This window comes from Paenibacillus abyssi, assembly GCF_014640295.1.
GTDB lineage: Bacteria > Bacillota > Bacilli > Paenibacillales > Paenibacillaceae > Paenibacillus_D > Paenibacillus_D abyssi.
The window spans coordinates 105299-128282 of the sequence record NZ_BMGR01000001.1; the positions used below are offsets into that span (position 1 = coordinate 105299).

Here is a 22984-nt window from a genome sequence, read left to right on the forward strand (position 1 = left end):
GCTTTTATCACTGGATAGGTATGATGGAGGATGAGGTGAAAGATATTGGAACGTTTACAGAAAATATTAGCGCAGGCGGGTGTCGCTTCGCGTCGAAAATGTGAAGAGCTTATTCAATCAGGACAAGTGCAGGTCAATGGAGAAACAGTTACGACATTAGGGGTGAAGGCGGATCCGCTCCAGGATGTGATTACCGTTAATGGGAGACCGATCAGGAGTGAGAAAAAGCTCTATTTGATGATGAATAAACCTAAAGGTGTTATCACAAGCGCAAAGGATCCTGAAGGCCGTAAGATCGTATCTGACTTTTTGCCAGATATCAAGGAGCGGGTCTACCCGGTCGGCAGATTGGATTATGATACCGAAGGACTGCTGCTGCTTACGAATGACGGGGAATTTGCGAATAAGCTGACTCATCCGAAGCATCACGTTCCCAAGACTTATCTGGCAACCGTGAAGGGAGTTCCGCATGGAACAGCACTGGAGAAGCTGGCTAAAGGAATTAAGCTTGAGGATGGCATGACGGCCCCCGCAGAGGTGGAGTATTATGACGTTGACCCGGACAGCAAGCAATCGACTATTACGATTACGATTCATGAAGGTCGGAACCGGCAGGTGCGTAGAATGTTCGATGCGATATCCCATCCGGTCATTCGTCTCAAACGCGTACGCTTTGGTGAGCTCGGTCTGCAGAATTTGCAGCGGGGCAAGTATCGCCATTTGACGCCGCAAGAGGTGAAAGAACTGCTGGACCTCGCGGGCAAGACACATAATATTCATAAAAAGTGAGTGGCAGTTAAAGCAAATAAACGGTGATATTCGTTATAATGTAACTATTAAATGTAATGTTATTTAGGTGGTGGAACGATGGGGGCTTCAAGAAAAACAGTTCAAATCGTAATCTTAATTGGCGTCTTGCTCATCGGTGGATATGCGATAGGCAAGACGCTGTTTGCAGATGATCAAGGCCCTCCTGGGGTCGGTGACCGTCCTCCTGATTTTTCACTGCTTGGCATGGATGGTGAGGTGCACAATCTGTCGGATTACGAAGGGAAGGCGCTGGTTATCAATTTTTGGGGCACTTTCTGTCCTCCTTGCGTGGAGGAAATGCCTGAGTTTCAACGGCAATATGAGAAGTGGCGGGGCGAGGATTTCGATATCCTGGCGATTAATTTAAGCGAAGCCGATCTTCCTGTTGCCAACTTTGTACGTCAGATGGACCTGGACTATCCGCTGCTTCGTGATGTAAACCGCAGAACGGAGCGTAATTATGGACTGCGTTCCTATCCTACAACATTTTTCGTGAAAAAGGACGGAACGATTATGGAAGTGTTCGTAGGCGGGATGACAGAGGAACAAATTAATGAGCGCGTTGAACGATTACTGGAGACATAATTAAGGAAGGAGGTCTCCCACATTGTTTCAAAACACCAAGTGCGAGTGCGGTCATCAAAATCATGTGGGGACCGTGCTATGTGAATACTGCGGCAAGCCCCTAGGTGAAGAAAGCTTGTCCGAAGAGCCTTTAGAAATGCGTTATGACGGAGTGGCAAGACGTTCCCAGAAAGCGAATCCCAGCTGGATAGACCGAATTTGGAACTTTTTTTCATCCGTCAAAATTGCTGTATATCTCATTGTCATTACACTACTTGGATCGACACTAGGTACTATTTATCCCCAAGAGAGTACGTTTTTAAGTGGAGATCCGACAACCTACTATGAAGTTAACTATGGTCTCCCCGGGAAAATTTATTATGCACTTGGCTTATCTCGAACATACGAATCATGGTGGTTCATCACCTTGCTGGTTATGATCGGAACTTCGCTTGTTATCTGCAGCCTGGATCGTGTGCTGCCATTGTACCGCGCATTAAACAAGCAGAGCATTCGTAAGCATCTGACGTTCCTCAAACGTCAGAGAGTCGTGTTCACCAGGGATATCCCGGGAGATCCGGAAGAATTCGTGGAGAAGCTCGGGGAGCAATTAAAGCGCAAAGGGTATCGGGTGAATCGGGACGGAACAGCGCTTCTGGCCGAGAAGGGGCGATTCAGCCGATGGGGGCCTTACATTAATCATATCGGTTTAATCTTATTTTTGCTTGCCGTGCTCGCCCGGAGCATTCCAGGCTGGTATATGGACAGCTACGTAACGCTGCCTGAAGGGGAAGCGGTAGAGATTAAGGATACCAACTATTATATCAAGAATGAGAAGTTTACCGTTCAGTATTACACGGACGATGAACTACCCGATGAGCTTAAAGGCACTTTACGGGCCAAGCTTTATGAGACGAAAGCGGTTTTGTATGAATGCACAGCCTATTGCGGTGACTTAACCAGAGAACCTGAGCTGAAAGAAGTTCACCGGCACGACATCATCGTGAACGACCCCTTGTCCTATAAGGGGCTGCATGCCTATCAATTTGATTTTGATGAGACGCCCAAGCTTAAAGCGGTAAAGCCGGTTCTGGTGGACAAGCAGACAGGGGAAAGCTACGGACCGTTTGAATTGTCGATGACGAATCCGGAAATTTCTTACCAGGTTGGCCCTTATACACTGGAATTAAGAGATCAGTTCATGGAGTTTGCGATCGGAGAGAACGGCAAACCGACGACATTATCCCGTGAACCGAATGCTCCGGCCTTTTTCTTCCTTATTAAAGGACCGGGACTGCCGAAAGAAGGGGAGTCTTACTTGTACTTCCCACGGGAGATTGATAAGGTGCGCTTCAGCCAGGATCAGATCAACCGGGATATTGCCGATCGATTTGAGATTAAGGTTGGATCCATGGAGAATGTAGTGTTATCCGGCGCAACGACTTTTCTCAATATTCGGGTGGATACTGCGATTCCATATGTTTGGGTTGGAGCAGCAATCTCGATGATTGGCCTTATTCTCGGATTTTACTGGCAGCATCGACGGATCTGGCTGAGGATAGATGACGGCAAGCTGACGCTTGGCGCACATACGAATAAAAATTGGTTCGGCATGCGCGGCGATGTCGCCTCGGCGCTGCGCAAATTGGATATTGTAGTAGAACCGAAGTCGCTCGATAACGGAGGGAACAAAACGTGAGTTTTTTAGAATTCAGCAGTGATGCGTTTATAGCAGCCTTTTTCTTATACTGTTTTGGTTTTTTGTTTTATATGATTGCCATTGGTGGTAAAAAGTGGAGTAACCGAGATCCCGAACAGCATGTCAAACGTTGGGGGCGGGTCGCGTATATTGTCTCTACGCTGGGTCTTGTCGCTCATCTCGCGTTCTTTTTTACGCGCTGGATCGGCGCAGGCCACATTCCAACCAGTAATATGTATGAGTTCATGACATTCCTGGGCATGTCGATTATGATTGCTTTCACTGTCATTTACTCGATCTACCGGTCGCCGCTGCTCGGGATGTTCGCTCTGCCGCTCACGATCATCATCGTGGCTTATGCATCTGTATTTCCGCAAGAGGTGCAGCCGTTAATCCCGGCATTGAATTCTATTTGGCTGAAAATCCATGTAACGACTGCGGCGCTTGGAGAAGCATTTTTCGCTGTAGGGTTCGCCGCAGGTTTAATGTACTTGCTGCGTGTTGTTGATTTCAAAGGGAAAACAAAAGAAGCTCGCCGGGCCCAACGCTGGGTTGAGTTCACCCTCTATGTGATTATCGTTGTTATCTCCTTTATTATTACCGTGTTTGTATTCCGCGGTATGGGGTATGAAGCCGAGTTTAAGCAAATGCAGGTAAACATAGACAGCAGAGGGCAGGAGACCACTACGGAAGAGAATGTTCAATACACCATGCCTCCGATCTTTAAACCTTATAATAGCGAGACAATAAGCATGGATTCGTTCATCGGCATGAAGCAGCCGTTGTTAGAAACCCCTTATTGGATGGATGGGGTAAACGCCGGACGCAAGCTTAATACTGTGGTCTGGTCGATTATTGCCGGCAGCCTGCTTTACGGTTTGCTGCGTTTAGTGTTCCGAAAACCGCTTGGTGCGGTCATTCATCCGGCGATGGAAGGCATCGATCCGGAAGATTTAGATGAGATTAGCTATCGCGCAATCGCGATCGGATTTCCGATATTTACTTTAGGAGCTTTGATATTCGCGATGATATGGGCCAATATCGCATGGTCGCGATTTTGGGGATGGGACCCCAAAGAAGTGTGGGCTCTAATTACTTGGTTGTACTACAGCGCATACCTGCATCTTCGTTTATCACGTGGTTGGCAGGGGCATCGATCGGCATGGCTTGCGGTTATCGGGTTTGTCATTGTGATGTTTACGCTGATCGGTGTCAATCTCATCATTGCCGGATTGCATTCTTACGCCGGTGTGTAAGTGAGTTCCAATTGAGAGGAGTTAATGCCAATGTCTGAACAATTACATCGTATTCTAGTCGTTGATGACGAAGAACGCATTCGCAGATTGTTGAAGATGTATCTTGAGAAAGAAGGCTACCAGATCGAAGAAGCCGAGGATGGCGAAAGCGCTCTTCGCATGGCTACCGGAAGCGATTATGATCTGATCTTGCTTGATGTCATGCTGCCTGGGATCGATGGCATCGAGGTCTGTTCGCGTCTTCGCCAAGTGAAGGCGACTCCGGTCATCATGCTGACGGCAAAAGGGGAAGAGATGAATCGCGTACAAGGCTTTGAGGTTGGCGCAGACGATTATGTAGTTAAGCCGTTCAGTCCGCGTGAGGTTATTTACCGCGTGAAAGCGATTCTCAGACGTTCTTCAGCTACTGCTTATCTGACAAAGGAAGCGAATTCAAGCAACAATATTGTGTTCCCTCATTTGGTGATTGAGCATGATGCCCACCGTGTATCGGCAGGCGGACATGAAGTCAGTTTAACTCCTAAGGAATATGAGCTGCTTCATTACCTGGCTATCTCTCCGGACAAAGTGTTTTCCCGTGAAGATCTGTTAAAGGACGTCTGGAACTATGAGTTCTTTGGCGATCTTCGTACGGTAGATACGCATGTTAAGCGGCTGCGCGAGAAATTAAACAAGGTTTCCCCCGATGCCGCTGCGATGATTACAACCGTCTGGGGTGTCGGATATAAACTTGAGGTGCCTAAATAAGCCATGTTATGGAGAAGCGTAGTCGGTAAACTGTGGATCACGATCATACTGCTCGTGGCTGTCATTTTGATCACGTTAGGCATGTTTTTGCTGCAATATGTGGATATTGCTTTTGCAAATTCACAGCATGAGATCAAGGCATTGTTTATCTATACGGGCGTCATCGGCTTCCTGCTGACGACGTTCTTTGCATTCTTCCTCATTACGAAGATCACGCAGCCGCTCATGCAGCTGAAGAAGGCTGCAGATCTTATATCGCAAGGAGAATACAGGACTCGCGTGCCCATTCGGTCATCCGACGAGATCGGTGAGTTGGCCAATACATTCAATCATATGGGCTCGGAACTGGAAACGCTCATAAAGGATTTGAACCATGAAAAAGACCATCTCTCAAGTGTACTGCGAAGCATGGCCGACGCGGTCATTACGTTCGACGCTTCCGGTAATGTGATACTAACAAATCCGCAAGGGCAGAAAATTATGGAGCAGTGGAGTAACTTGGATTGGTCGGAGGAAGCGGGGTCACACAAAACGTTCGGCGAAGTGCCTGAACCGCTGTATGAACTTTACCGCACTGTTCTCAGAGAAGGAAGGGATCTGAGCGCTAAGGTCCATGTGCATGACGGCGTATGGTCAATTGTGATGGCGCCGCTTAAATCCAATGAAAGCGTGAGAGGCTCCGTTGCTGTAATGCGGAACGTGACGGAAGAGGTCAAGCTGGAAAAGCTGCGCAAGGACTTTGTGGCGAATGTCTCGCATGAGATCCGTACGCCTCTATCGATGCTTCAGGGATACAGCGAGGCACTGCTTGACGATATTGCCGCTTCACCTGAGGAGCGCAAGGAACTGGTACAGGTTATCCATGATGAATCCCTCCGGATGGGCCGATTGGTAAAGGATCTGCTTGATCTGGCAAGGATGGAGGCCGGGCATATCGAGATGAGCTTTCACCAGGTAGAGCTGAATGAGCTTATCCGCAGAGTGCATCGTAAATTCCAGGTATACGCAAAGGAACGAGGCATCGTGCTGCGTTATGACCTGCCTGAGACACCATTGATCGTTGAAGCGGCCGACGAAGACCGTTTGGAGCAGGTGCTGACGAATTTGCTGGATAATGCGTTTCGCCATACACCCGGGGAGGCCGGTATTTTCATATCTGCCAGCCTCACGCTGAAGAACGGCACCTCTTACATCGAGGTTAGGATTAAGGATGAAGGCCAGGGTATTCCCAGAGAAGATTTACCTTATATTTTTGAACGGTTCTATAAAGCGGATAAAGCGAGAACAAGAGCCTCGGCCGGCGGAACGGGCTTAGGTCTTGCGATTGTGAAAAACATTATTGAATCCCACCGCGGCATCATCGATGTGGAAAGCCAGATCGGAGTCGGGACGACATTCAGACTGCTGCTTCCTGTCGAAGCGAAATAGGATCTGTCCGAGTATGGAGAATAATCTTGTTGTACGTGGAACAACGTACGGCAAGATTATTTTTTATGGTGACATCAAACTTTTTTACTTTGTTGTTCATGCAGGGGGAGGGGACAGGGAAGGCCCGCTATCGCAGGGGCGATCAGCGGGCCTTGAGGTTCATATATTAGAAAAGGATAATCTCTTTGGCGTTGTTGATATCAGGCAGCTGGGCAAAGTCGGTGAGGACGTTTTTCGGTACGCCTTTATCGACTGTCAGCACCATGATCGCTGCGCCGCCTACAATTTTACGGCCAACCTGCATCGTTGCGATATTCACATCGTTGCTTCCGAGCAGTGTTCCGACGCGTCCGATGATACCAGGCTTATCGTTGTGTGATACAAGGATAAGATTGCCTTCAGGCGCAACGTCTACAGGGAATTTATCAATTTGAACGATTCGTGCGCCGTACCCGTTAAGCAGTGTGCCTGCAACCAAACGCTCTTCTTTTTTCGTGCGAAGCGTAACGGAGAGCAGGTTAGTGAAACCTTTGGCTGCATTCGATTTTTGTGTCACGATATTAAGGCCGCGCTGTTTTGCAAGATGCATTGAGTTGACCAAATTGACCTGCTCCGAACCTAAATGGTGGGAGAGGATGCCTTTAACGATATGGCGCGTTAACGGCTGTGTATCAACATCGGCTACATCACCGGAATAGCTGACCGTAATTTCTTCTACGGCGCCTTCAGTCAATTGGGCAATGAAGCTGCCGAGTCTCTCGCCAAGCGAGAAGTAAGGCTGCAGCTTATTCAATACGTCTGCAGGAATCGGCGGCATATTAACTGCGTTGCGGAATGGTTCGTTGCGCAGAATATGAAGCACCTGTTCCGACACATCAATCGCAACATTCTCTTGGGCTTCAACTGTAGAAGCGCCCAAGTGAGGCGTAACGATAATTTTCGGATGTTTGAGGAAAGGGTGGTCCTCTGTTGGCGGCTCAACTTCGAAAACGTCAAATGCTGCGCCGGCAACGATTCCTTGATCGACTGCTTCGACCAGGGCATATTCATCGATAATTCCGCCGCGAGCGCAGTTTACAATGCGCATCCCCGGCTTCATGATTTCAAATTGCGCCTTGCCGATCATATGACGTGTCTCCGGCGTCAGCGGAGTATGCACAGTCATGAAGTCGGCGTTGCGGACGATGTCCTCTACGCTGGATAATTTGATGCCCATTTTTTCCGCGCGTTCTTCGGTTAGGAAAGGATCATAACCCATGATTTCCATACCAAACGCTTTGGCGCGTTTGGCGACTTCGCTGCCGATTCGGCCCATACCGAGCACGCCAAGAACCTTGTTGCGCAGCTCTACGCCAACAAAGGATTTGCGGTCCCATACGCCGCCAACCGTCTTCAGGTATGCTTGAGGAATATGGCGGGCAACAGCCATCATCATGGCGAAAGTATGCTCGCAAGTCGTGATTGTGTTTCCGTCTGGCGCATTGATAACGATAATTCCGCGCTGTGTTGCAGCTTCGAGATCGATGTTGTCAACGCCTACACCAGCTCGTCCAACGACCTTCAATTGTTTGCCGGCTTCCATAACCCTTTCTGTTACCCGTGTCTGGCTTCTCACGAGAAGAGCGTCGTACTGACCGATGATCGCCACAAGCTCGTCTTCGCTAAGTCCTGGTTTTTTATCCACTGAGATGTCCTGCGCATCCATTAATTGTTGGATACCCATGTCGCTAATTGGATCCGATACTAACACTTTAAACATGTAAAGTTGGCCTCCTATAATGATGATTTGCTATTTAAGAGAAAAACCCTCGGGCCCGGCTCCGTATGCTGCAGCGGGACGAGAGTCTCATTCACGAAAATTGAAAGTGAATTTCATTTGTGCTTTTACTTAACGTTCTTAACCTTTACTATTTTATAGCAACAAGGTGCATAATTGCAATCCTCAAACTTGCCCAATTGTGAAAATTTCGTTATGATTCAAGCATATAAGACATCACCGTATTTCGGTATGAAACTGCGGTAAAGCGTAAACATAAAGCTTCTTAAAGGAGAGAGAAATGATGGAAACATGGGAAGAGATCGATGCAAGGTCATTATTAAACGGATTAAAGAATGGTGACATAAAGCCGGAACAAATTATCGATGTTCGTGAGCAGATGGAATGGGATTATTATCATTTGGAAGGAACAACGCTTATTCCTATGAACACCATCCCTCTACATCAGAGTGAGCTTCATAGCGATCTGCCGTTATATATCATTTGTGCGCATGGCGTCCGCAGTGCTGCTGTGTGCGATTATTTATACGGGCAAGGCCACAGCGGCATCCACAATGTGAGTGGCGGGATGGCGGCAGTGGCCTTGGTAGAAGGATTCCAATATGATTGATTGTTATTTCTTACTCTGCTAGATTAGGGAAAAAGAACGGCAGTTGAGGCAGCAGTTCATTCTCATACAATGTTGATTTGCTTGATGTGAAATCTCCGGCCCGTACCGCTTTCGTACTGATGAGCAGGTCAACGATCGCTGACACTGTTTTGATCTTCATCTTATCGGCTTGTCCGGAAGCGATGAATTCATCGACTCTTGTGGTCAAGTCATGCGGATAAAAGGGATAAAGCGATAACCGGGATGCAAGCTGATCGGCCATGATTTTGTTTTTTACGATGAGCGGCAGCGTGTTCCAATCATTTATGTTGAGCAGCGGAGGCATCTTGTATACGTCCGGCATATCCGGATCAACAGAAGCGCTCCACTTCATCATCGAAGCGTAGTATTCTTGCTGTGCATTGACGGAGAACTGCAGTGCCTGCTCATAATAAGCGTCCTTGACCAGTTCCTCCAAGACTTGTGCGGGCTTTTTATCATTGATGTTTGTTAACTGCCTGTCTGCAGCTTGCTCGAACAGCTTTAAGCTTTTGAGCGTGTTCACCTGGGATTTCTCGAGCAGAGGCGATTGAGCTGGAACGGAAGCCGTTGATATTGCATCGTAATGCTTCTTTGCCTGTTTGCTCAGTTCTTTAAATGCTGATTCCGGGTCGCTGACGCGCTGTGTTCTTAATTTGTCCATGGCGATGTACCATTCGTTCTGAAATTCACGATAAGGCAAAAATACGGTATGATAAAAAGAAACCAGATCCTGCTGCTGATAGGCTATTGTTTGTGCACCAGTTTCGCTGTTTAATTGTTTCATGGGTTGATATTTCGATTCCGTCTTCTCGGATCCGATCTTCACCCCGTAGAAGAAAGCCGCGACGGCCAGAATTAGCATGAACAAAAAGCCGATGCTGAACAACATTTCCGTACGGGTCAGTCGTTTCTCCATGATAATCTCCCTTATCTTGTAATTGATTCAATGATTGTGCTACTAGTATAGGGGAATTCTGGCTAAAAGGGAATATCATACTTTTACAACAGGCGGGAAGACATGAAAAAATTCGACATCCGCAAGCTTAAGCTTCGGAAAGTGACGATAGACCAGATCGATGATCGATTGCTGTTGATCAATTTGTATGTCACTCAGGCGCTCACTTTAATTATCGGTTTAATATGGATTTTGTTTCAACACCGCAATCCGTTAGGCTTGCTGCGGTTTCCGGAAGGGATTGAGTTTCTCTATTGGGGGATTGGACTGGCCGCAATCGTTATTATTGTGGATTTGCTTATTTCAAGGTGGGTACCGGAAGACGCGACGGATGATGGCGGTGTAAATGAAAGAATATTTCGCAATCGGCCTATATGGCACATCATTGCGCTCTCTTTCATCGTAGCCGTCTGCGAGGAGATATTATTCCGCGGCGCGCTGCAATTTGCAATCGGTCCTTATTGGACGAGTATCATATTTGCCGCGATTCATGTGCGGTATTTACGTCATTGGATACCGACCGGGCTTGTTTTCTCGATCAGCTATGGCCTGGGCTGGATCTATATTCAAACTGGAACGTTATGGGCGCCTATCATTGCCCATTTTGTTATCGATTTAGTGATGGGACTCATCATTCGCTTTCGGAGGGAGTCATGAGCAGAACAGAAAAATTTAAAAACCGCAATAAAACGCCCGCCAGCCTTAAGAGCCGGCGGGAAAAATCAGAACGTTCAGTGGAAGATCAACAAGATGTGACGATTCCTTCGAGGAGAATCAAACACCCTTCCAACAAACAACAAATGACTAAATTATTTTATAATTTTCTCATCGTTCTATTCGTATCCTTAGTTGTGGGACTTTTATTATACGGCCAAAATAAATTGCAATGACGGTCAACTTCCGTGATGAGATGGGTGGGTTAGCTTATGTTATGGCTATGGATCGGAATTGTACTGGGCGCTGCTCTACTTGTCTGGATGATTGTTGAAGCCTATCAGACCAACGTCGTAGTTGAAGAGGTTAAGTTAAAACGCCTGCCCGAAAGCTTTGACGGGACCCGGTTATTCTTCATTAGCGATATTCATAGGCGGCGTGTGACGGACGAATTGATCGGAAAGGTTGCAGCGGCCGGCGGAGCGGATCTTGTGCTGGTCGGAGGCGACCTGACTGAAAGAGGCGTTCCGCTTGAGAGAACGCGCCAAAATCTGAGGAAACTGGCGGGTATTGCTCCAGTCTATGCTGTTTACGGAAATCACGATTATGATGACGATTCCCGTAAGTTGGAAGTTTTGCTGCGTGAAGAAGGTGTTCATGTCCTGGTTAACGAGAATGTGCTGCTCGAACAAGCGGACGGCAGTGAAGTGCTGCTGTGCGGAGTGGATGACCCAATTACAGAGCGGGATCGGTTAAAGCCGGCACTTGATGTTGAAGACAGATGGATGGCAAAGTCAGGCTCAGAGAACAAACGTTTTACGATTCTGTTATCGCATGACCCATTAATTGCAAAACGGCTGGACGGAGCGCCCATCGATCTCATTTTATCCGGTCATACTCACGGCGGACAGATTGCGCTGCCGGTCATCGGTCCCATCCTGCGTTCTCCTTCGGTGATTTCCTTCTGCAGAGGCTGGTACCAGCTGCAGTCGCAGCAAAAAACAACCGGATTGCTGACAACCCGGTTGTTCGTTAGCTGCGGTTATGGTACCTCGAAGGTTCCGATGCGCCTTAACGCGCCTTCGGAGACCCATCTTTTTATTCTGCGTTCAAAGGATCAGCGTGTTCAAGCTCAATCGTCTGGGGGTCGATAAAGCCGTAACCCTTCTCCTCCAACTTCGATAAAAGCTCATCGAGCGCTTCGGCAGTCCAAGGCAGCTCATGCATCAGGATATTTGCTCCGGGGTGCAGCTGCTCCAGTACGTTTTGGATGACTTTATCCGGTTTATTCTTTTCTTCCTTGTCCAGATCCCAATCGAGGGAACCGTTAGACCATGTCATGTACAACATGCCATGGTCTTTTGCTGTTTGGCGTACTGCATCATTGCCTGAGCCGAACGGCGGCCTGAAGAACCGGGGCGCTTTGCCGGTAAGCTCTTTTACAATGTCCTGGACATCGCCGATTTGCTTGACAACCTCTGCTTTATCTTGTTTTTTGAGGTCGATATGATCCCAGGAATGATTGCCGATCGTTTGGCCTTGCTCGTGAAGCTTTTTTAAGAGCTCGGGATTTGCTTTTACCCGGTAACCGTTCACGAAAAAGATGGCTTTGGCATGATGTTTATCAAGCGTGGCCAGCATGCTGTTCAGCATTACAGCATCCTTCGGTCCATCGTCAAAAGTGAGCAGAACCTTATTGGCTGGTATATCAGAGCCGAGGGGCTCGAACCGGTATACGCTGTTCATTCGATATTCAGGCTTTAAGGGCTCGTTATTTGCGGGTTCATTTACTTTACCGGATGCTGCTTGCTTGGAGGGTTTATCTTCCAGATCCGGCTCATTAGGAACTGAGGATGCTTCAACCGGAGCGACGTCTATTTGGTTCGTATCGCTTTGAATGTTTGAATCTGGAGCAGACGGCTGCACCGGTTCCGAACGGGTGGCACAAGCGGTAAGGAAAATGATTGCGATGACGAGTGAAATAAACCCTTTTGCGTATTTCATGGTGTAGAGATCCCTCCGATTGGTTATTGCTCTTATTGTAACATTATCGTTATGCCAAGCATACATTACTAATTTCCTATCGTATGGCGGATATGTAGGCAGGGGAAACTAACTGCGGAATCGCCAATCCGATAAAACGAAGGAGGTTACAAGTATGAAGTGGAGCACGTTTATCGCAGGTGGACTCGTGGGCATGACAGCTGTTGCATTTCTTGCCAATAAGCGCCCCGGAGCACTTACGTGGATGTCAAGTGCTGCAGGAGATGTATGGTCAGGCATGAAAAACAGAGGGTTGGGAAAAATCGTTACAACAAATATGGCTGATCTTTCAAACAAAGCAGTCCCAAAGTCGGAAGGCGGCTCTGAAGAAGCATCAGGTAAGGCTTGGCTCCAAATCGGGCAGTTGCTCGAGAAAGACCCGAAAGTGAAACAGGAAGCAGATAAAATTTTAGCGGATAACACTGCTGCAGAACCGCATCATTAATCGTAGATTTCTGGACTGATTTGAATCGTCTGGCCGGCTGATTATTCAGTCGGCTCATGCGGTTCTTTTTTTTATCGCGATAGTGCAATCTGCTGTCAAAAGTGATAACATAGTTACATATGATGATTGTGATCACATATTATATGTTGTTTCATACGTTGTTATTACCGATGCTGCAAAGGAGGATCCTGTCATGAAGATCGAGCGATTGAGTCAGGACAAGATACGGATTTTCCTGACGTTCGACGACCTGTTGGAACGTGGGATCCAGAAGGACGACATGTGGCGCGAAATTCCGAAGGTGCATGAGCTGTTCAGTGAAATGATGGACCAGGCATACAGTGAACTCGGATTTGACGCAAGCGGCCCGCTTGCTGTTGAGGTGTTCGCCCTTCCCGCACAGGGCATGGTGGTTATCGTGACCCGCGGAAAAGCGGAATCGCAGCATAACGAACATACGGATCCCGATGAAGACAGTGACGAAGATGTGTACGAGATGGAAGTAACGCTCGAACAAAGTGATGTCTTGATGTATGCGTTCCGTGATTTTGAAGATGTGATTTCGGTAAGTAATCATTTGTTCTCCGCTGGATTATCAGAGGACGGGCGCTTGTACAATTATAAAGGCAATTGGATTTTGGCTTTTGATCCGGCAGGAACCGAGCCGGCCAAAACTCACGCTGTCATCGCTTTGCTTGCTGAATATGGCGATGCCACATCTGTGACAAAGGCCGTTCTTGAAGAATACGGCAAAGTCATTATCTCTGCCGGGGCTGTTCGCGAGATTTGCACTCATTTCAAACCCTGAATCCCCAATAGAGAGCATCGACAGCGGTATCCCGTTTGTCAGGTGCTCTTTTTATGTTTACGCATCGCATAGTAACCCTTTGAACCGCCCATATTAGAATCAAACAAAGGTGGTGTTGATGGGAACATGAATGAGCCGGAAAATAATGTTCTGCTCTCGACCCAGATTGTAATCGAGGAAGCGTTGCGAAAGCTTGGTTACGGCGAAGAAATGATTGAACTGCTGAAGGAGCCTCTGCGCCTGCTAACCGTAAGGATTCCTGTTCGTATGGACGATGGAAGCGTGAAGGTGTTTACCGGTTACCGTTCCCAGCACAATGATGCGGTCGGTCCGACTAAGGGAGGCGTCCGGTTTCACCCGGATGTTAATGTGGATGAGGTAAAAGCGCTGTCCATCTGGATGAGCCTGAAATGCGGCATTGCCGACCTGCCATACGGAGGGGGAAAGGGCGGGATTGTGTGCGATCCGCGGAGTATGTCTTTCCGTGAGCTCGAGAGGTTAAGCCGCGGATATGTAAGGGCAATCAGCCAAATCGTCGGCCCGACGAAGGATATTCCGGCGCCCGATGTCATGACCAACTCGCAGATTATGGCTTGGATGATGGATGAATACAGCCGCATAAGAGAGTTTGATTCTCCCGGTTTCATTACCGGCAAACCGCTTGTCCTGGGAGGCTCGCACGGCCGTGAGACGGCAACTGCAAGAGGCGTTACCATTATGATTCACGAAGCGCTGAAAGTAAAAGGAATTCCGCTTCACGATGCGCGTGTTGTCATTCAAGGCTTCGGCAATGCGGGCAGCTTCCTTGCCAAATTTATGCATGATGCCGGAGCGAAGGTAATAGGGATATCGGATGTGAACGGTGCGTTGTATAATAAAGAAGGGCTGGACATTGAATATCTGCTCGACCGCAGGGATTCATTCGGAACGGTGTCCAACTTGTTCAAGAACACGATCTCCAACGAAGAACTGCTTGAATTAGAGTGTGATGTGTTAGTTCCCGCTGCAATCGAAAATCAAATTACGGCGAAAAATGCGACGCGCCTTCGCACGAATATCATAGTCGAAGCCGCCAACGGCCCGACGACGTTGGATGCGACGCGCATTCTACACGATATCGGCATCCTGCTCATCCCGGATGTGCTGGCAAGCGCGGGGGGTGTCATTGTTTCCTATTTCGAGTGGGTTCAGAACAATCAAGGGTATTATTGGTCGGAAGCGGAAGTCGACCACAAGCTTAAGGAGATGATGATCCGCGGTTTTAAACAAGTCTTCGAGATCCACCAAAGCAGAGGCGTCAACATGCGCTTGGCGGCTTACATGGCGGGAGTGCGAAAGATGGCCGAAGCGGCAAGATACCGCGGTTGGATATAAGCTAGACGGGAGGTGACGGACGAATGGTGCTTTTGTTCTCCGTGCTAACAGCGGCAGTGGCTCCAGGAGTTTCGTTATTAACCTATCTCTATTTGAAGGACCGATACGATTCCGAGCCGATTCATATGGTTGTCAGGATGTTTATTTTTGGTGCATTGGTTGCATTTCCAATCATAATCGTGCAGCGCGGACTCATGTTGTGGCTCGGTGAGTCCCCGTTTGTTTTCTCGTTTATCATTTCCGCCGGTGTAGAAGAGAGCTTAAAGTGGTTCGTCCTGTACCACATTATTTATAACCACACGGAGTTTGACGAGCCTTATGACGGCATTGTTTACGCTGCCGCCATTTCATTAGGTTTTGCAACGTTAGAAAATGTATTGTACGCATTTTTGCAGCCGTCGTCCTTTGGGACGCTGTTGATGCGTGCGCTGCTTCCGGTATCGGGGCACGCGCTTTTCGGAGTCATCATGGGTTATTACATGGGCAAAGCCAAATTTTTGCAGAATGCCAGTTCCCGTAAATTTCTCGTGTATTCCCTGATGCTGCCGATTCTCTGGCATGGCTTGTATAACTGGATCATGTTGACTTTTACAACCAATTGGATGTGGCTAATTATTCCTTTCATGGTCTATTTATGGTCTAAAGGACTTCGCAAGATTCATAGAGCCAGCGCAAGATCGCCGTTTCGCTTTGTGAATCGAAAAGATGAGGTTAATTTGTGAAACTTCCGTCCATAATGCCAATAGAAAAGGATATTGGATGTGGAGGCCTTCATGGAGGAATCAAAAGTTAAGGTGACGATCCGGTGCAATCATTGCGGCGAAAAGTTCGTGCTGCGCGGCAGAAGGGATAAAGAGCGAATCGATACCGGATTTAAGCAATGCTTGTGCAGTAACACGGATGATTTCGAGGTTAAAGAACAACATTGGTAAAGTCTATGCATAAAGCTCCTTTGCGCAAACCAAACTAACACCAGGTTTTGCACAAGAAAGGAGCTTTTGTGTTATGTATCAACGATTGAGCGCTGTATTGTTTCCGATCATGACGCTGTTTCTCATCGGTTCGGTGTATTGGGGGTACCAAGAGCATCAGGACAAAAATTCAATCCTGATTAAAGCGGAGAATCAATATCAGAGAGCGTTTCATGAATTAAGCTATGATATGGATCAGCTTCACAATCAGCTTGGCCATACGCTTGCCGTGAATTCCACATCACAGGGCTATCACCGCAAAAGTCTGGTCAACGTGTGGCGTTTGACTAGCGATGCACAAAGCAAAATCAATCAACTGCCTCTAACTATGCTTCCCTTTAATCAAACCGAGGATTTTCTGGCTCATATTGCGAGTTTTACTTACCGCACGGCAGTACGGGATCTGACAAAGGAACCGTTAACCGAGAAGGAATACGAGACGATGAAGAGCCTTTATGAAAAGTCGGAGGATATTTCCAAGGACCTGAAAATGATGCAAAGCAAGGTGCTTCAGAACAATCTTAGATGGATGGATGTGGAGGTTGCTATTGCATCAGAGCAAGCAGCCAGGGATAACACGATCATAGACGGGTTCAAAACAGTGGACAAGAAAGTGGAGGAATACCCGGAAATCAATTGGGGGCCTTCCGTTTCAGCAATGTTCGAAAAGCGGTCGGTTAACATGCTGGATGGCAATCTGGTGACCGCGAAGGAAGTGCAGGCAAAGGCTGCAGATTTTTTCGGCATTCGTGATGCCAGCAAAATTAAGGTCACACAAAACGGGAAAGGCACGGAATATACATCGTTCTCTGCAACTGTACCAACTGACCATGGCAACCTGCAAATGGATTTCACGCAAAAAGGCGGTAAACTGATCTGGTTCATGGACCCCAGGGATATCGGCCCAAAAAAAGTAGGGGCGAAGGCTGCGGAGAAGAATGCTCTACAGTTTCTGGATAAGCATGGTTATCCGGGGATGACTGCCGTGAATTACGATGGATATGACAATGTAGGGAATTTCACGTTTGTGGCAAAGCAAAACGATGTGCTGATCTATCCGGAAAAATTAACGGTTAAAGTGGCGATGGATAAAGGTGAAGCTGTCGGTTTGCAAGCAGCCGATTACGTATATGAGCATCATAAACGGGACATCCCTAAGCCGAAGCTGACCGTTGAAGAAGCGCGCAAAGTATTAAATCCGGAGTTCAAGCTCATAAAGGAGCAAAAAGCGCTAATTAAGAACGAGCTTTCAGAAGAAGTGCTGTGTTATGAGTTCATGGGCCGAATCAATGGCCATTACTACCGGATTTATGTCAATAGCGACACCGGGATTGAGGAGTCGATTGAGCAGCTTCCGGGAATGAACGGAAAACGGGCTTCCTCAGAGCCGTAAACGGTTTATGGTTTAGAAGGCGGGTACGAACGCTTCCAGTCTGCGAAGCGGTTGTACCCGCCTTTTTACTAGCCCGCAATGCTCCATCATGGTATAATTGCCGAAACGGGAGGAGGAGCTTGATTGTTGCCGAAAGTAAATCAAATCTTGTACATACAGGTTGCTTCTTCTGATGAGGAAGAAGCAAAGATTGAATATAAATCGCGCATTGCAGATGTCGGAGAAAACGACATTCTCATCGAAATTCCTATAAACGAACAGACCGGCCGGTTCAAAAAGTTATTCCTGGGGGATGAGCTGTCTACCTTTTTTATAACCGAGGGCGGTATGAAAAATTATTTCAATACCCATGTCGTTGGATTTAAAGAAGATGTCATTAAGCTCATATCGATTCAAAAGCCGGATCCGGATCAAGTTACGAAGGTGCAGCGGAGAAGCTTTTTCAGAGTAAATGCTGACCTTGAACTCGCGGTAACGCTTTCCGGTCAGATTAAATTTTTGGCGGTAACCGACAATATCGGCGGCGGCGGAGTTTCTTTTATCGCTGACGGAAAATACACAATCAAATCGGGTGATCTATTAGACTGTTGGCTGCTTCTGACTTATAAAAACGGTTCGATCGACCATGTGAATTTTAAATGTGAAATTGTTCGCGTCAAGCCGCTTGAAACCGGACGCAATCAAGTGATGTGCAAATTCTCCGATATATCCGACACGGAGCGACAAAAAATAATACGCTTTTGCTTCGAGCGCCAGCTGGATTACAAGAATCGATGAAATCCCGCATAAACAACCATGGCAGGGATAAACTATCCGAAACGAAAATGTACAAGGATGGTTACTATGGAAAATCGCAAGCTGGTCAAGCTTTCTGATTATATTTCACAGTTCCTTAAAGTGTTGATCTTCATTTTGCTCTTCAGCTTGATCATTTCCCAGTTTGCTTTACAATTCCGGGCCGTAAGGGTATGGATTACAGGGGTTGACCGGCTCGAAGGGATTCCTTTTTCAGATGCCTCGTTTTTGCAAATATACTCGCAGTGTGGTATAATTTTTACGTTCGCAGGCAGAGCCTGCTTTTTTCTTGAGGGGTATTGGCATAACGCTGGAAGCTTCGCTTCGCCCTATTTTTGAGGGGGAAATTCTCGTTGATGATGCAGGTTGAAACGGAACAGGATCGAATTAATATTGCGATTGACGGACCTGCAGGAGCAGGCAAAAGCACTGTTGCCAGGAAGGTAGCTGCCAGGCTCGGTTACATCTATATCGACACCGGTGCCATGTACCGGGCGGTTACGTTAAGCGCTCTGCAATCTGGCATTGAGCCGGGAGATTTGGAACGTTTGACAGAATTGGCAGGTGATCTGAAGATTGAGCTGTCACCCGGCGAGCATGGGCAGACGGTATGGCTCAATGGATCCGATGTGACAGATGCGATACGTTCCAGAGAGGTGACGCTGAGGGTATCGGAAGTTGCTGCGGTCGAAGCCGTCCGCACCCTATTAGTGGACATGCAAAGACAGCTTGCCATTCGCAAGGGAATCGTTATGGATGGCCGGGATATAGGGACACACGTGCTGCCCGATGCGGAACTGAAAATATTTCTGACTGCCAGCGTGCAGGTAAGGGCTGCAAGGCGCTATGAAGAAACGAAGCATTCCCATCAGGTGAGTGTAGAGCAGCTTGAGAAAGAAATTGCACAGCGTGACAAAATGGATCAGGAACGTAAAGTATCACCGCTCTTGCGTGCCAGGGATGCCATCCTCGTCGACAGTACAAATCTGTCGATCGAACAAGTGGTCTCACAAATTGTGGAATTAAGCCGAACCAAAATGGCGGAGGCGAAGTAAACTATGTTATATCGTTTTTGCCGAATGCTGCTCCGGTTCATATTTGCAACGATGTTTCCTTTGAAGGCGGAAGGGCTGGAACATATTCCGGCACAAGGCTCAGCACTCCTTTGTTCCAATCATATCAGTAATATAGACCCGACCACGGTTGGGGTAAAAGTCAACCGCAAGGTCCATTATATGGCAAAAGCGGAGCTGTTCAGCTTTCGTCCGATCGGCGCTTTTTTGCGGGCGCTGGGCGCTTTTCCCGTTAAAAGGGGCGGTGTCAGCAAGGAGTCGATCCGCATGGCGCTGCAGCTGCTTAAAGATGGAAACGTCATGGGCATATTTCCTGAAGGAACGCGTAACAGCGGAGACGGGATGGGAAAGAAAGGCGCTGCCATGATTGCTCTTCGCAGCGGCGCTGCCGTTATTCCGGTTGCTATCATTGGTAAATACCGGCCATTCCGGCCAATAAAAATTGTATATGGAAAGCCAGTTGATCTTTCCGAGTTTATTGGAGATTCTTCACCCGATGTGCTCGAGAGAGCGACGGAGAAGATTATGGTCAGCATCCGTGAATTGGTTCGTAAGGGCTAATAAACGGTTAATAATGAATAAGTTTTAAATCCCGTCTAATTCAGTAGTTCCTTACTGTTAGAAGGGTTTAAATAAAGTTGGGGTATGAATTGAGGAGGTTATTTCAAATGTCAGAAGAAACAAAGATTCAAGAATCCGCGGTTGAAGAAGCTGTAAGTCAAGAGACTGAAGCAGAAACCGTTAGCCAAGAGGCGCTGGACAATCTCGTATCGCTGAAGAAAGGTGATACGGTTAAAGGCACAATCGTCAAGATCGAAGATAACCAAGCTACTGTAAGCCTTGGATATAAATATGACGGTGTCATTCCACTTCGTGAGCTTTCTGCTGTTCAGATCGGCAGTGCATCGGATGCAGTGCAGATCGGCCAAGAAGTCGAGCTGAAAGTAGTCAGCATAGATGATGAGAAAGAAAAGCTTGTTCTTTCGAAACGATTGGTTGATGGTGAAAATGCTTGGGAGCAGCTGCAAAAGAGCTTTGAGTCCGGCGAAGTACTGGAAGTTACCGTGGCCGATGTCGTCAAAGGCGGACTTGTCATTGACGTAGGCGTGCGCGGTTTCATTCCTGCTTCTATGGTTGAACGTCACTTTGTAGAAGATTTCAGCGACTACAAAGGCCGTACACTGCGTGTGAAAGTGAAAGAATTGGACCAAGAGAACAACAAGGTCATCCTTTCGCAAAAAGAAGTGCTTGATGAAGAATTTGAGCAAAGCAAACAAGCCATCATGGCTTCGCTGCAAGCCGGCCAAGAGCTGGAAGGCACTGTACAGCGTTTGACGCCATTCGGCGCGTTTGTTGATATCGGCGGCGTAGACGGCTTGGTTCACGTATCCGAGCTTTCCTGGCAGCATGTTGTCCATCCGAAGGATGTAGTATCCGAAGGTGACAAAGTTCGCGTAAAAGTGCTTAAAGTTGATCCTTCCGTTGGAAAAATCAGCCTGAGCATTAAAGCTGCTCAGCCTGGTCCATGGGAATCGGCTGCCGGCCAATTCAACACAGGCGATATTGTAACGGGTACCGTTCGCCGTCTGGTAAACTTCGGCGCATTTGTTGAAATCGCACCAGGAGTTGAAGGCCTAGTGCACATCTCGCAAATCGCTCATCGTCATATCGCTACTCCGCAAGAAGTGCTCAAAGAAGGCCAAGAAGTGCAAGCGAAGGTGCTTGACTTCAATCCTGCTGAGAAACGCGTCAGCTTGAGCATCAAGGAAACGGAAGAAGCGCCTGAACAAGCGCCAAGATCGGAAAGATCCGAAAGATCTGAAAGATCCCGCGCTCCAAAAGAAGAATTGAACAACCCGAATGTTAGCTTGAGCAACCAAAGCATGAGCTTTACGCTTGCAGAACGTTTCGGCGACAAACTTAGCAAACTGAAATAAATTCTATAATCGGTAATCCCTTTTGCGGGATTACCGATTTTTTTTGGCCATAATGGCGCATAATAGGGCAACGGGAGGGATCCGCATGAATGCCGGTTATGTATCCTTATGGCTGCTGCTTGTTGTTTTAATATTAAACGCTACCGGTTGGAAAAGGGTCATAACCGATGATTTATCCTGGTTAGTCATCCTTTTGTTTGCTGGCGGCTGGATGATCCTCTCGCCATTCCATCTGCAAATTGTGCCGTATTTTATCGTGGAATGGACGATGATTTGGTTATTGTTTTGGGCGGTCCTTGTAATTTATGCGCATAGAGATCGGTATCACGCCACTTTTTTGTTGTTTGGCGCCGGATTAATTACTGTGATCTGGTTTTGGATACGGAAGATGTATATTATGGATCCTGTTTTCGTATTTATTCATCCGAATTGGGACGCGCCATTCGTTTCGGGCCTGTTTGCCGGTATTATGTCAGGGCGGTTCAAAGATCAATACGCCATGCTTGCTCTTTCTGCCGGATTCGGGGAAGTAATGGTTCAATACATAGTAGCTGACGGCAGCAAGCTCGGGCATATTGGTGATGGGATGTGGTGGGATCGTTGGCTATGCGCATTATTGATTGCCCGTATAGTTGGAGGGTTGGCAGCCATTTTGATAAGGTTAAGAGCAAAGCTGCGCTGGGGCGGATTACATGACAGGGGAGGCCATTCATCATGACCGCTTTTCTCATCGAAAACAAATATACAGTTGGCATTATGCTTGGCGTGATATTTGGACTTGCCTCGAGAATACTCATGCTTCGAACGGATTATCGGCAGTATCCAACCTATCCGCATGGCCGGATTATCCATATATCGCTAGGTGTGATTGCGGCTGCCCTCGGGGCTGTCGCTGTACCTGCGCTATTCAATAAAGACTATACGGCAATCACGTTCCTAACGCTTGCCGCACAACAATTCCGGGATGTAAGAAAAATGGAACGGGATACACTGACCAAAATCGATGAACTGGAGCTTGTGCAGAGGGGGACAACCTATATTGAAGGGATAGCGATGGTATTCGAAGGAAGAAACTATCTGGTTATCATGACAGCCTTCTTTAGCAGTTTATTTGCCATCTCCTTTACGTGGTATTACGGCTTGGCGGCAGGTATAGTATCGATGATCATCGTGCTTGCTCTTCGTTCGGGCAAATCGATCTCCCATATCGCATCCGCCGAATCCGTTCCCGTAAAGCAGGATGGGCCGGATTTGCTCGTGGGCGATATCTACATTATGAATGTGGGATTAAAAGTAAATCAAGAATTAATTGCGGAGCGTGGCCTCGGGGTCATCATAAAGCCGTACAATCCGAACGGAAAAGCGACGCTTAGCAATCTTGGACAGCGGCAAGCGATTTTATATGACTTATCGACAATACTCGGTGTTTATCGCGATGACGGTGAGCCTGCCTTGATTCCGATGGCAAAACTCGACATGCGCGACGGCAGGCTGGCGATTTTCTTGCTTCCTCAAGAAAAAAACGCAAGCAAAGCAAGAGAGATTGTGCTGCGGGTGCCTATTCTTGAATCAGCGGTAAGAATGCCGACCGAAGCGAAGGTCAATCAACAGGAGGGATCCTAAA

Annotated in this window: 25 protein-coding genes; 22 read left to right on the forward strand and 3 right to left on the reverse strand. The window is 47.6% G+C overall.

The window, feature by feature from the left end; genetic code table 11:
• The first annotated feature begins 45 nt into the window (after positions 1-45).
• From IEW11_RS00585 to IEW11_RS00610, 6 genes are all read left to right on the forward strand, one after another.
• Entirely contained in the window at positions 46-789 is a 744-nt protein-coding gene (locus IEW11_RS00585; protein WP_188527999.1) for a pseudouridine synthase, read from the forward strand.
• 78 nt (positions 790-867) lie between these two features.
• Positions 868-1395, forward strand: coding sequence for a redoxin domain-containing protein (locus IEW11_RS00590; RefSeq protein WP_188528000.1), 528 nt, complete (start codon positions 868-870; stop codon positions 1393-1395).
• Between the two features lie 22 nt (positions 1396-1417).
• Positions 1418-3073 (forward strand): cytochrome c biogenesis protein ResB, encoded by a 1656-nt coding sequence (gene resB, locus IEW11_RS00595; RefSeq protein ID WP_188528002.1) that lies wholly within the window; start codon positions 1418-1420, stop codon positions 3071-3073.
• Positions 3070-4329, forward strand: coding sequence for a cytochrome c biogenesis protein CcsA (gene ccsA, locus IEW11_RS00600; protein ID WP_308422676.1), 1260 nt, complete (start codon positions 3070-3072; stop codon positions 4327-4329). The genes resB and ccsA overlap by 4 nt, the downstream gene beginning before the upstream one ends.
• A gap of 30 nt (positions 4330-4359) precedes the next feature.
• Positions 4360-5076, forward strand: a complete 717-nt coding sequence (locus IEW11_RS00605) for a response regulator transcription factor (protein WP_188528004.1) — start codon at positions 4360-4362, stop codon at positions 5074-5076.
• Positions 5077-5079: 3 nt separating this feature from the next.
• Complete coding sequence (locus IEW11_RS00610; protein ID WP_188528006.1) at positions 5080-6504, forward strand: HAMP domain-containing sensor histidine kinase; 1425 nt, start codon at positions 5080-5082, stop codon at positions 6502-6504.
• Between the two features lie 166 nt (positions 6505-6670).
• On the opposite strand, the gene serA is transcribed toward IEW11_RS00610, so the two are convergent.
• The gene (serA, locus tag IEW11_RS00615) at positions 6671-8263 is read right to left on the reverse strand and encodes a phosphoglycerate dehydrogenase (protein WP_188528008.1); all 1593 of its coding nucleotides are present in this window, start codon (positions 8261-8263) and stop codon (positions 6671-6673) included.
• A 298-nt stretch (positions 8264-8561) separates the two neighbouring features.
• Here serA and IEW11_RS00620 point away from each other — a divergent pair, with 298 nt between their 5' ends.
• Entirely contained in the window at positions 8562-8891 is a 330-nt protein-coding gene (locus IEW11_RS00620) for a rhodanese-like domain-containing protein (protein WP_229724897.1), read from the forward strand.
• A 10-nt stretch (positions 8892-8901) separates the two neighbouring features.
• Here IEW11_RS00620 and IEW11_RS00625 read toward each other — a convergent pair whose 3' ends face one another.
• Positions 8902-9828 (reverse strand): hypothetical protein, encoded by a 927-nt coding sequence (locus IEW11_RS00625; protein ID WP_188528010.1) that lies wholly within the window; start codon positions 9826-9828, stop codon positions 8902-8904.
• Positions 9829-9930: 102 nt separating this feature from the next.
• On the opposite strand from IEW11_RS00625, the gene IEW11_RS00630 reads away from it, so the two are divergent.
• From IEW11_RS00630 to IEW11_RS00640, 3 genes are read left to right on the forward strand one after another with little or no spacing between them, the layout of a single operon-like run.
• Positions 9931-10524 carry a CPBP family intramembrane glutamic endopeptidase gene (locus IEW11_RS00630; protein WP_188528012.1) on the forward strand — a complete coding sequence of 198 codons (594 nt, stop codon included), beginning with the start codon at positions 9931-9933 and terminating at the stop codon, positions 10522-10524.
• Positions 10521-10757 carry a hypothetical protein gene (locus IEW11_RS00635; RefSeq protein WP_188528014.1) on the forward strand — a complete coding sequence of 79 codons (237 nt, stop codon included), beginning with the start codon at positions 10521-10523 and terminating at the stop codon, positions 10755-10757. Before IEW11_RS00630 ends, IEW11_RS00635 begins: the two co-directional genes overlap by 4 nt.
• A 36-nt stretch (positions 10758-10793) precedes the next feature.
• Positions 10794-11675, forward strand: a complete 882-nt coding sequence (locus tag IEW11_RS00640) for a metallophosphoesterase (RefSeq protein WP_188528017.1) — start codon at positions 10794-10796, stop codon at positions 11673-11675.
• Here IEW11_RS00640 and IEW11_RS00645 read toward each other — a convergent pair.
• A complete protein-coding gene (locus tag IEW11_RS00645; RefSeq protein WP_188528019.1) occupies positions 11620-12525 on the reverse strand; it encodes a polysaccharide deacetylase family protein in 906 nt (301 codons plus the stop codon). The two genes, IEW11_RS00640 and IEW11_RS00645, sit on opposite strands and share 56 nt — an antisense overlap.
• Before the next feature lie 154 nt (positions 12526-12679).
• Here IEW11_RS00645 and IEW11_RS00650 point away from each other — a divergent pair, with 154 nt between their 5' ends.
• The 12 genes from IEW11_RS00650 (at position 12680) to IEW11_RS00705 (ending at position 22983) form a co-directional block, all read left to right on the forward strand.
• Positions 12680-13009, forward strand: a complete 330-nt coding sequence (locus IEW11_RS00650) for a hypothetical protein (protein ID WP_188528021.1) — start codon at positions 12680-12682, stop codon at positions 13007-13009.
• Positions 13010-13202: 193 nt separating this feature from the next.
• Positions 13203-13817, forward strand: a complete 615-nt coding sequence (locus tag IEW11_RS00655; RefSeq protein ID WP_188528023.1) for a genetic competence negative regulator — start codon at positions 13203-13205, stop codon at positions 13815-13817.
• A 126-nt stretch (positions 13818-13943) separates the two neighbouring features.
• Complete coding sequence (locus tag IEW11_RS00660; protein WP_188528025.1) at positions 13944-15191, forward strand: Glu/Leu/Phe/Val family dehydrogenase; 1248 nt, start codon at positions 13944-13946, stop codon at positions 15189-15191.
• A 26-nt stretch (positions 15192-15217) separates the two neighbouring features.
• Positions 15218-15913, forward strand: coding sequence for a glutamic-type intramembrane protease PrsW (prsW, locus tag IEW11_RS00665; protein WP_188528752.1), 696 nt, complete (start codon positions 15218-15220; stop codon positions 15911-15913).
• 51 nt (positions 15914-15964) lie between these two features.
• Positions 15965-16123, forward strand: coding sequence for a hypothetical protein (locus tag IEW11_RS00670; RefSeq protein WP_188528027.1), 159 nt, complete (start codon positions 15965-15967; stop codon positions 16121-16123).
• Positions 16124-16196: 73 nt separating this feature from the next.
• Positions 16197-17555, forward strand: coding sequence for a germination protein YpeB (ypeB, locus tag IEW11_RS00675; RefSeq protein ID WP_188528029.1), 1359 nt, complete (start codon positions 16197-16199; stop codon positions 17553-17555).
• Positions 17556-17678: 123 nt separating this feature from the next.
• Positions 17679-18332: a flagellar brake protein gene (locus IEW11_RS00680; RefSeq protein ID WP_188528031.1), complete on the forward strand. Its 654-nt coding sequence runs from the start codon at positions 17679-17681 to the stop codon at positions 18330-18332.
• 374 nt (positions 18333-18706) lie between these two features.
• Entirely contained in the window at positions 18707-19405 is a 699-nt protein-coding gene (cmk, locus tag IEW11_RS00685; RefSeq protein WP_188528033.1) for a (d)CMP kinase, read from the forward strand.
• A 3-nt stretch (positions 19406-19408) separates the two neighbouring features.
• Positions 19409-19984, forward strand: coding sequence for a lysophospholipid acyltransferase family protein (locus IEW11_RS00690; protein WP_188528035.1), 576 nt, complete (start codon positions 19409-19411; stop codon positions 19982-19984).
• Positions 19985-20091: 107 nt separating this feature from the next.
• Entirely contained in the window at positions 20092-21360 is a 1269-nt protein-coding gene (gene rpsA, locus IEW11_RS00695) for a 30S ribosomal protein S1 (RefSeq protein ID WP_188528037.1), read from the forward strand.
• Between the two features lie 85 nt (positions 21361-21445).
• A complete protein-coding gene (locus tag IEW11_RS00700) occupies positions 21446-22078 on the forward strand; it encodes a YphA family membrane protein (RefSeq protein WP_188528039.1) in 633 nt (210 codons plus the stop codon).
• Positions 22075-22983 (forward strand): YIEGIA family protein, encoded by a 909-nt coding sequence (locus IEW11_RS00705; protein WP_188528041.1) that lies wholly within the window; start codon positions 22075-22077, stop codon positions 22981-22983. Before IEW11_RS00700 ends, IEW11_RS00705 begins: the two co-directional genes overlap by 4 nt.
• Position 22984: the final 1 nt, after the last annotated feature.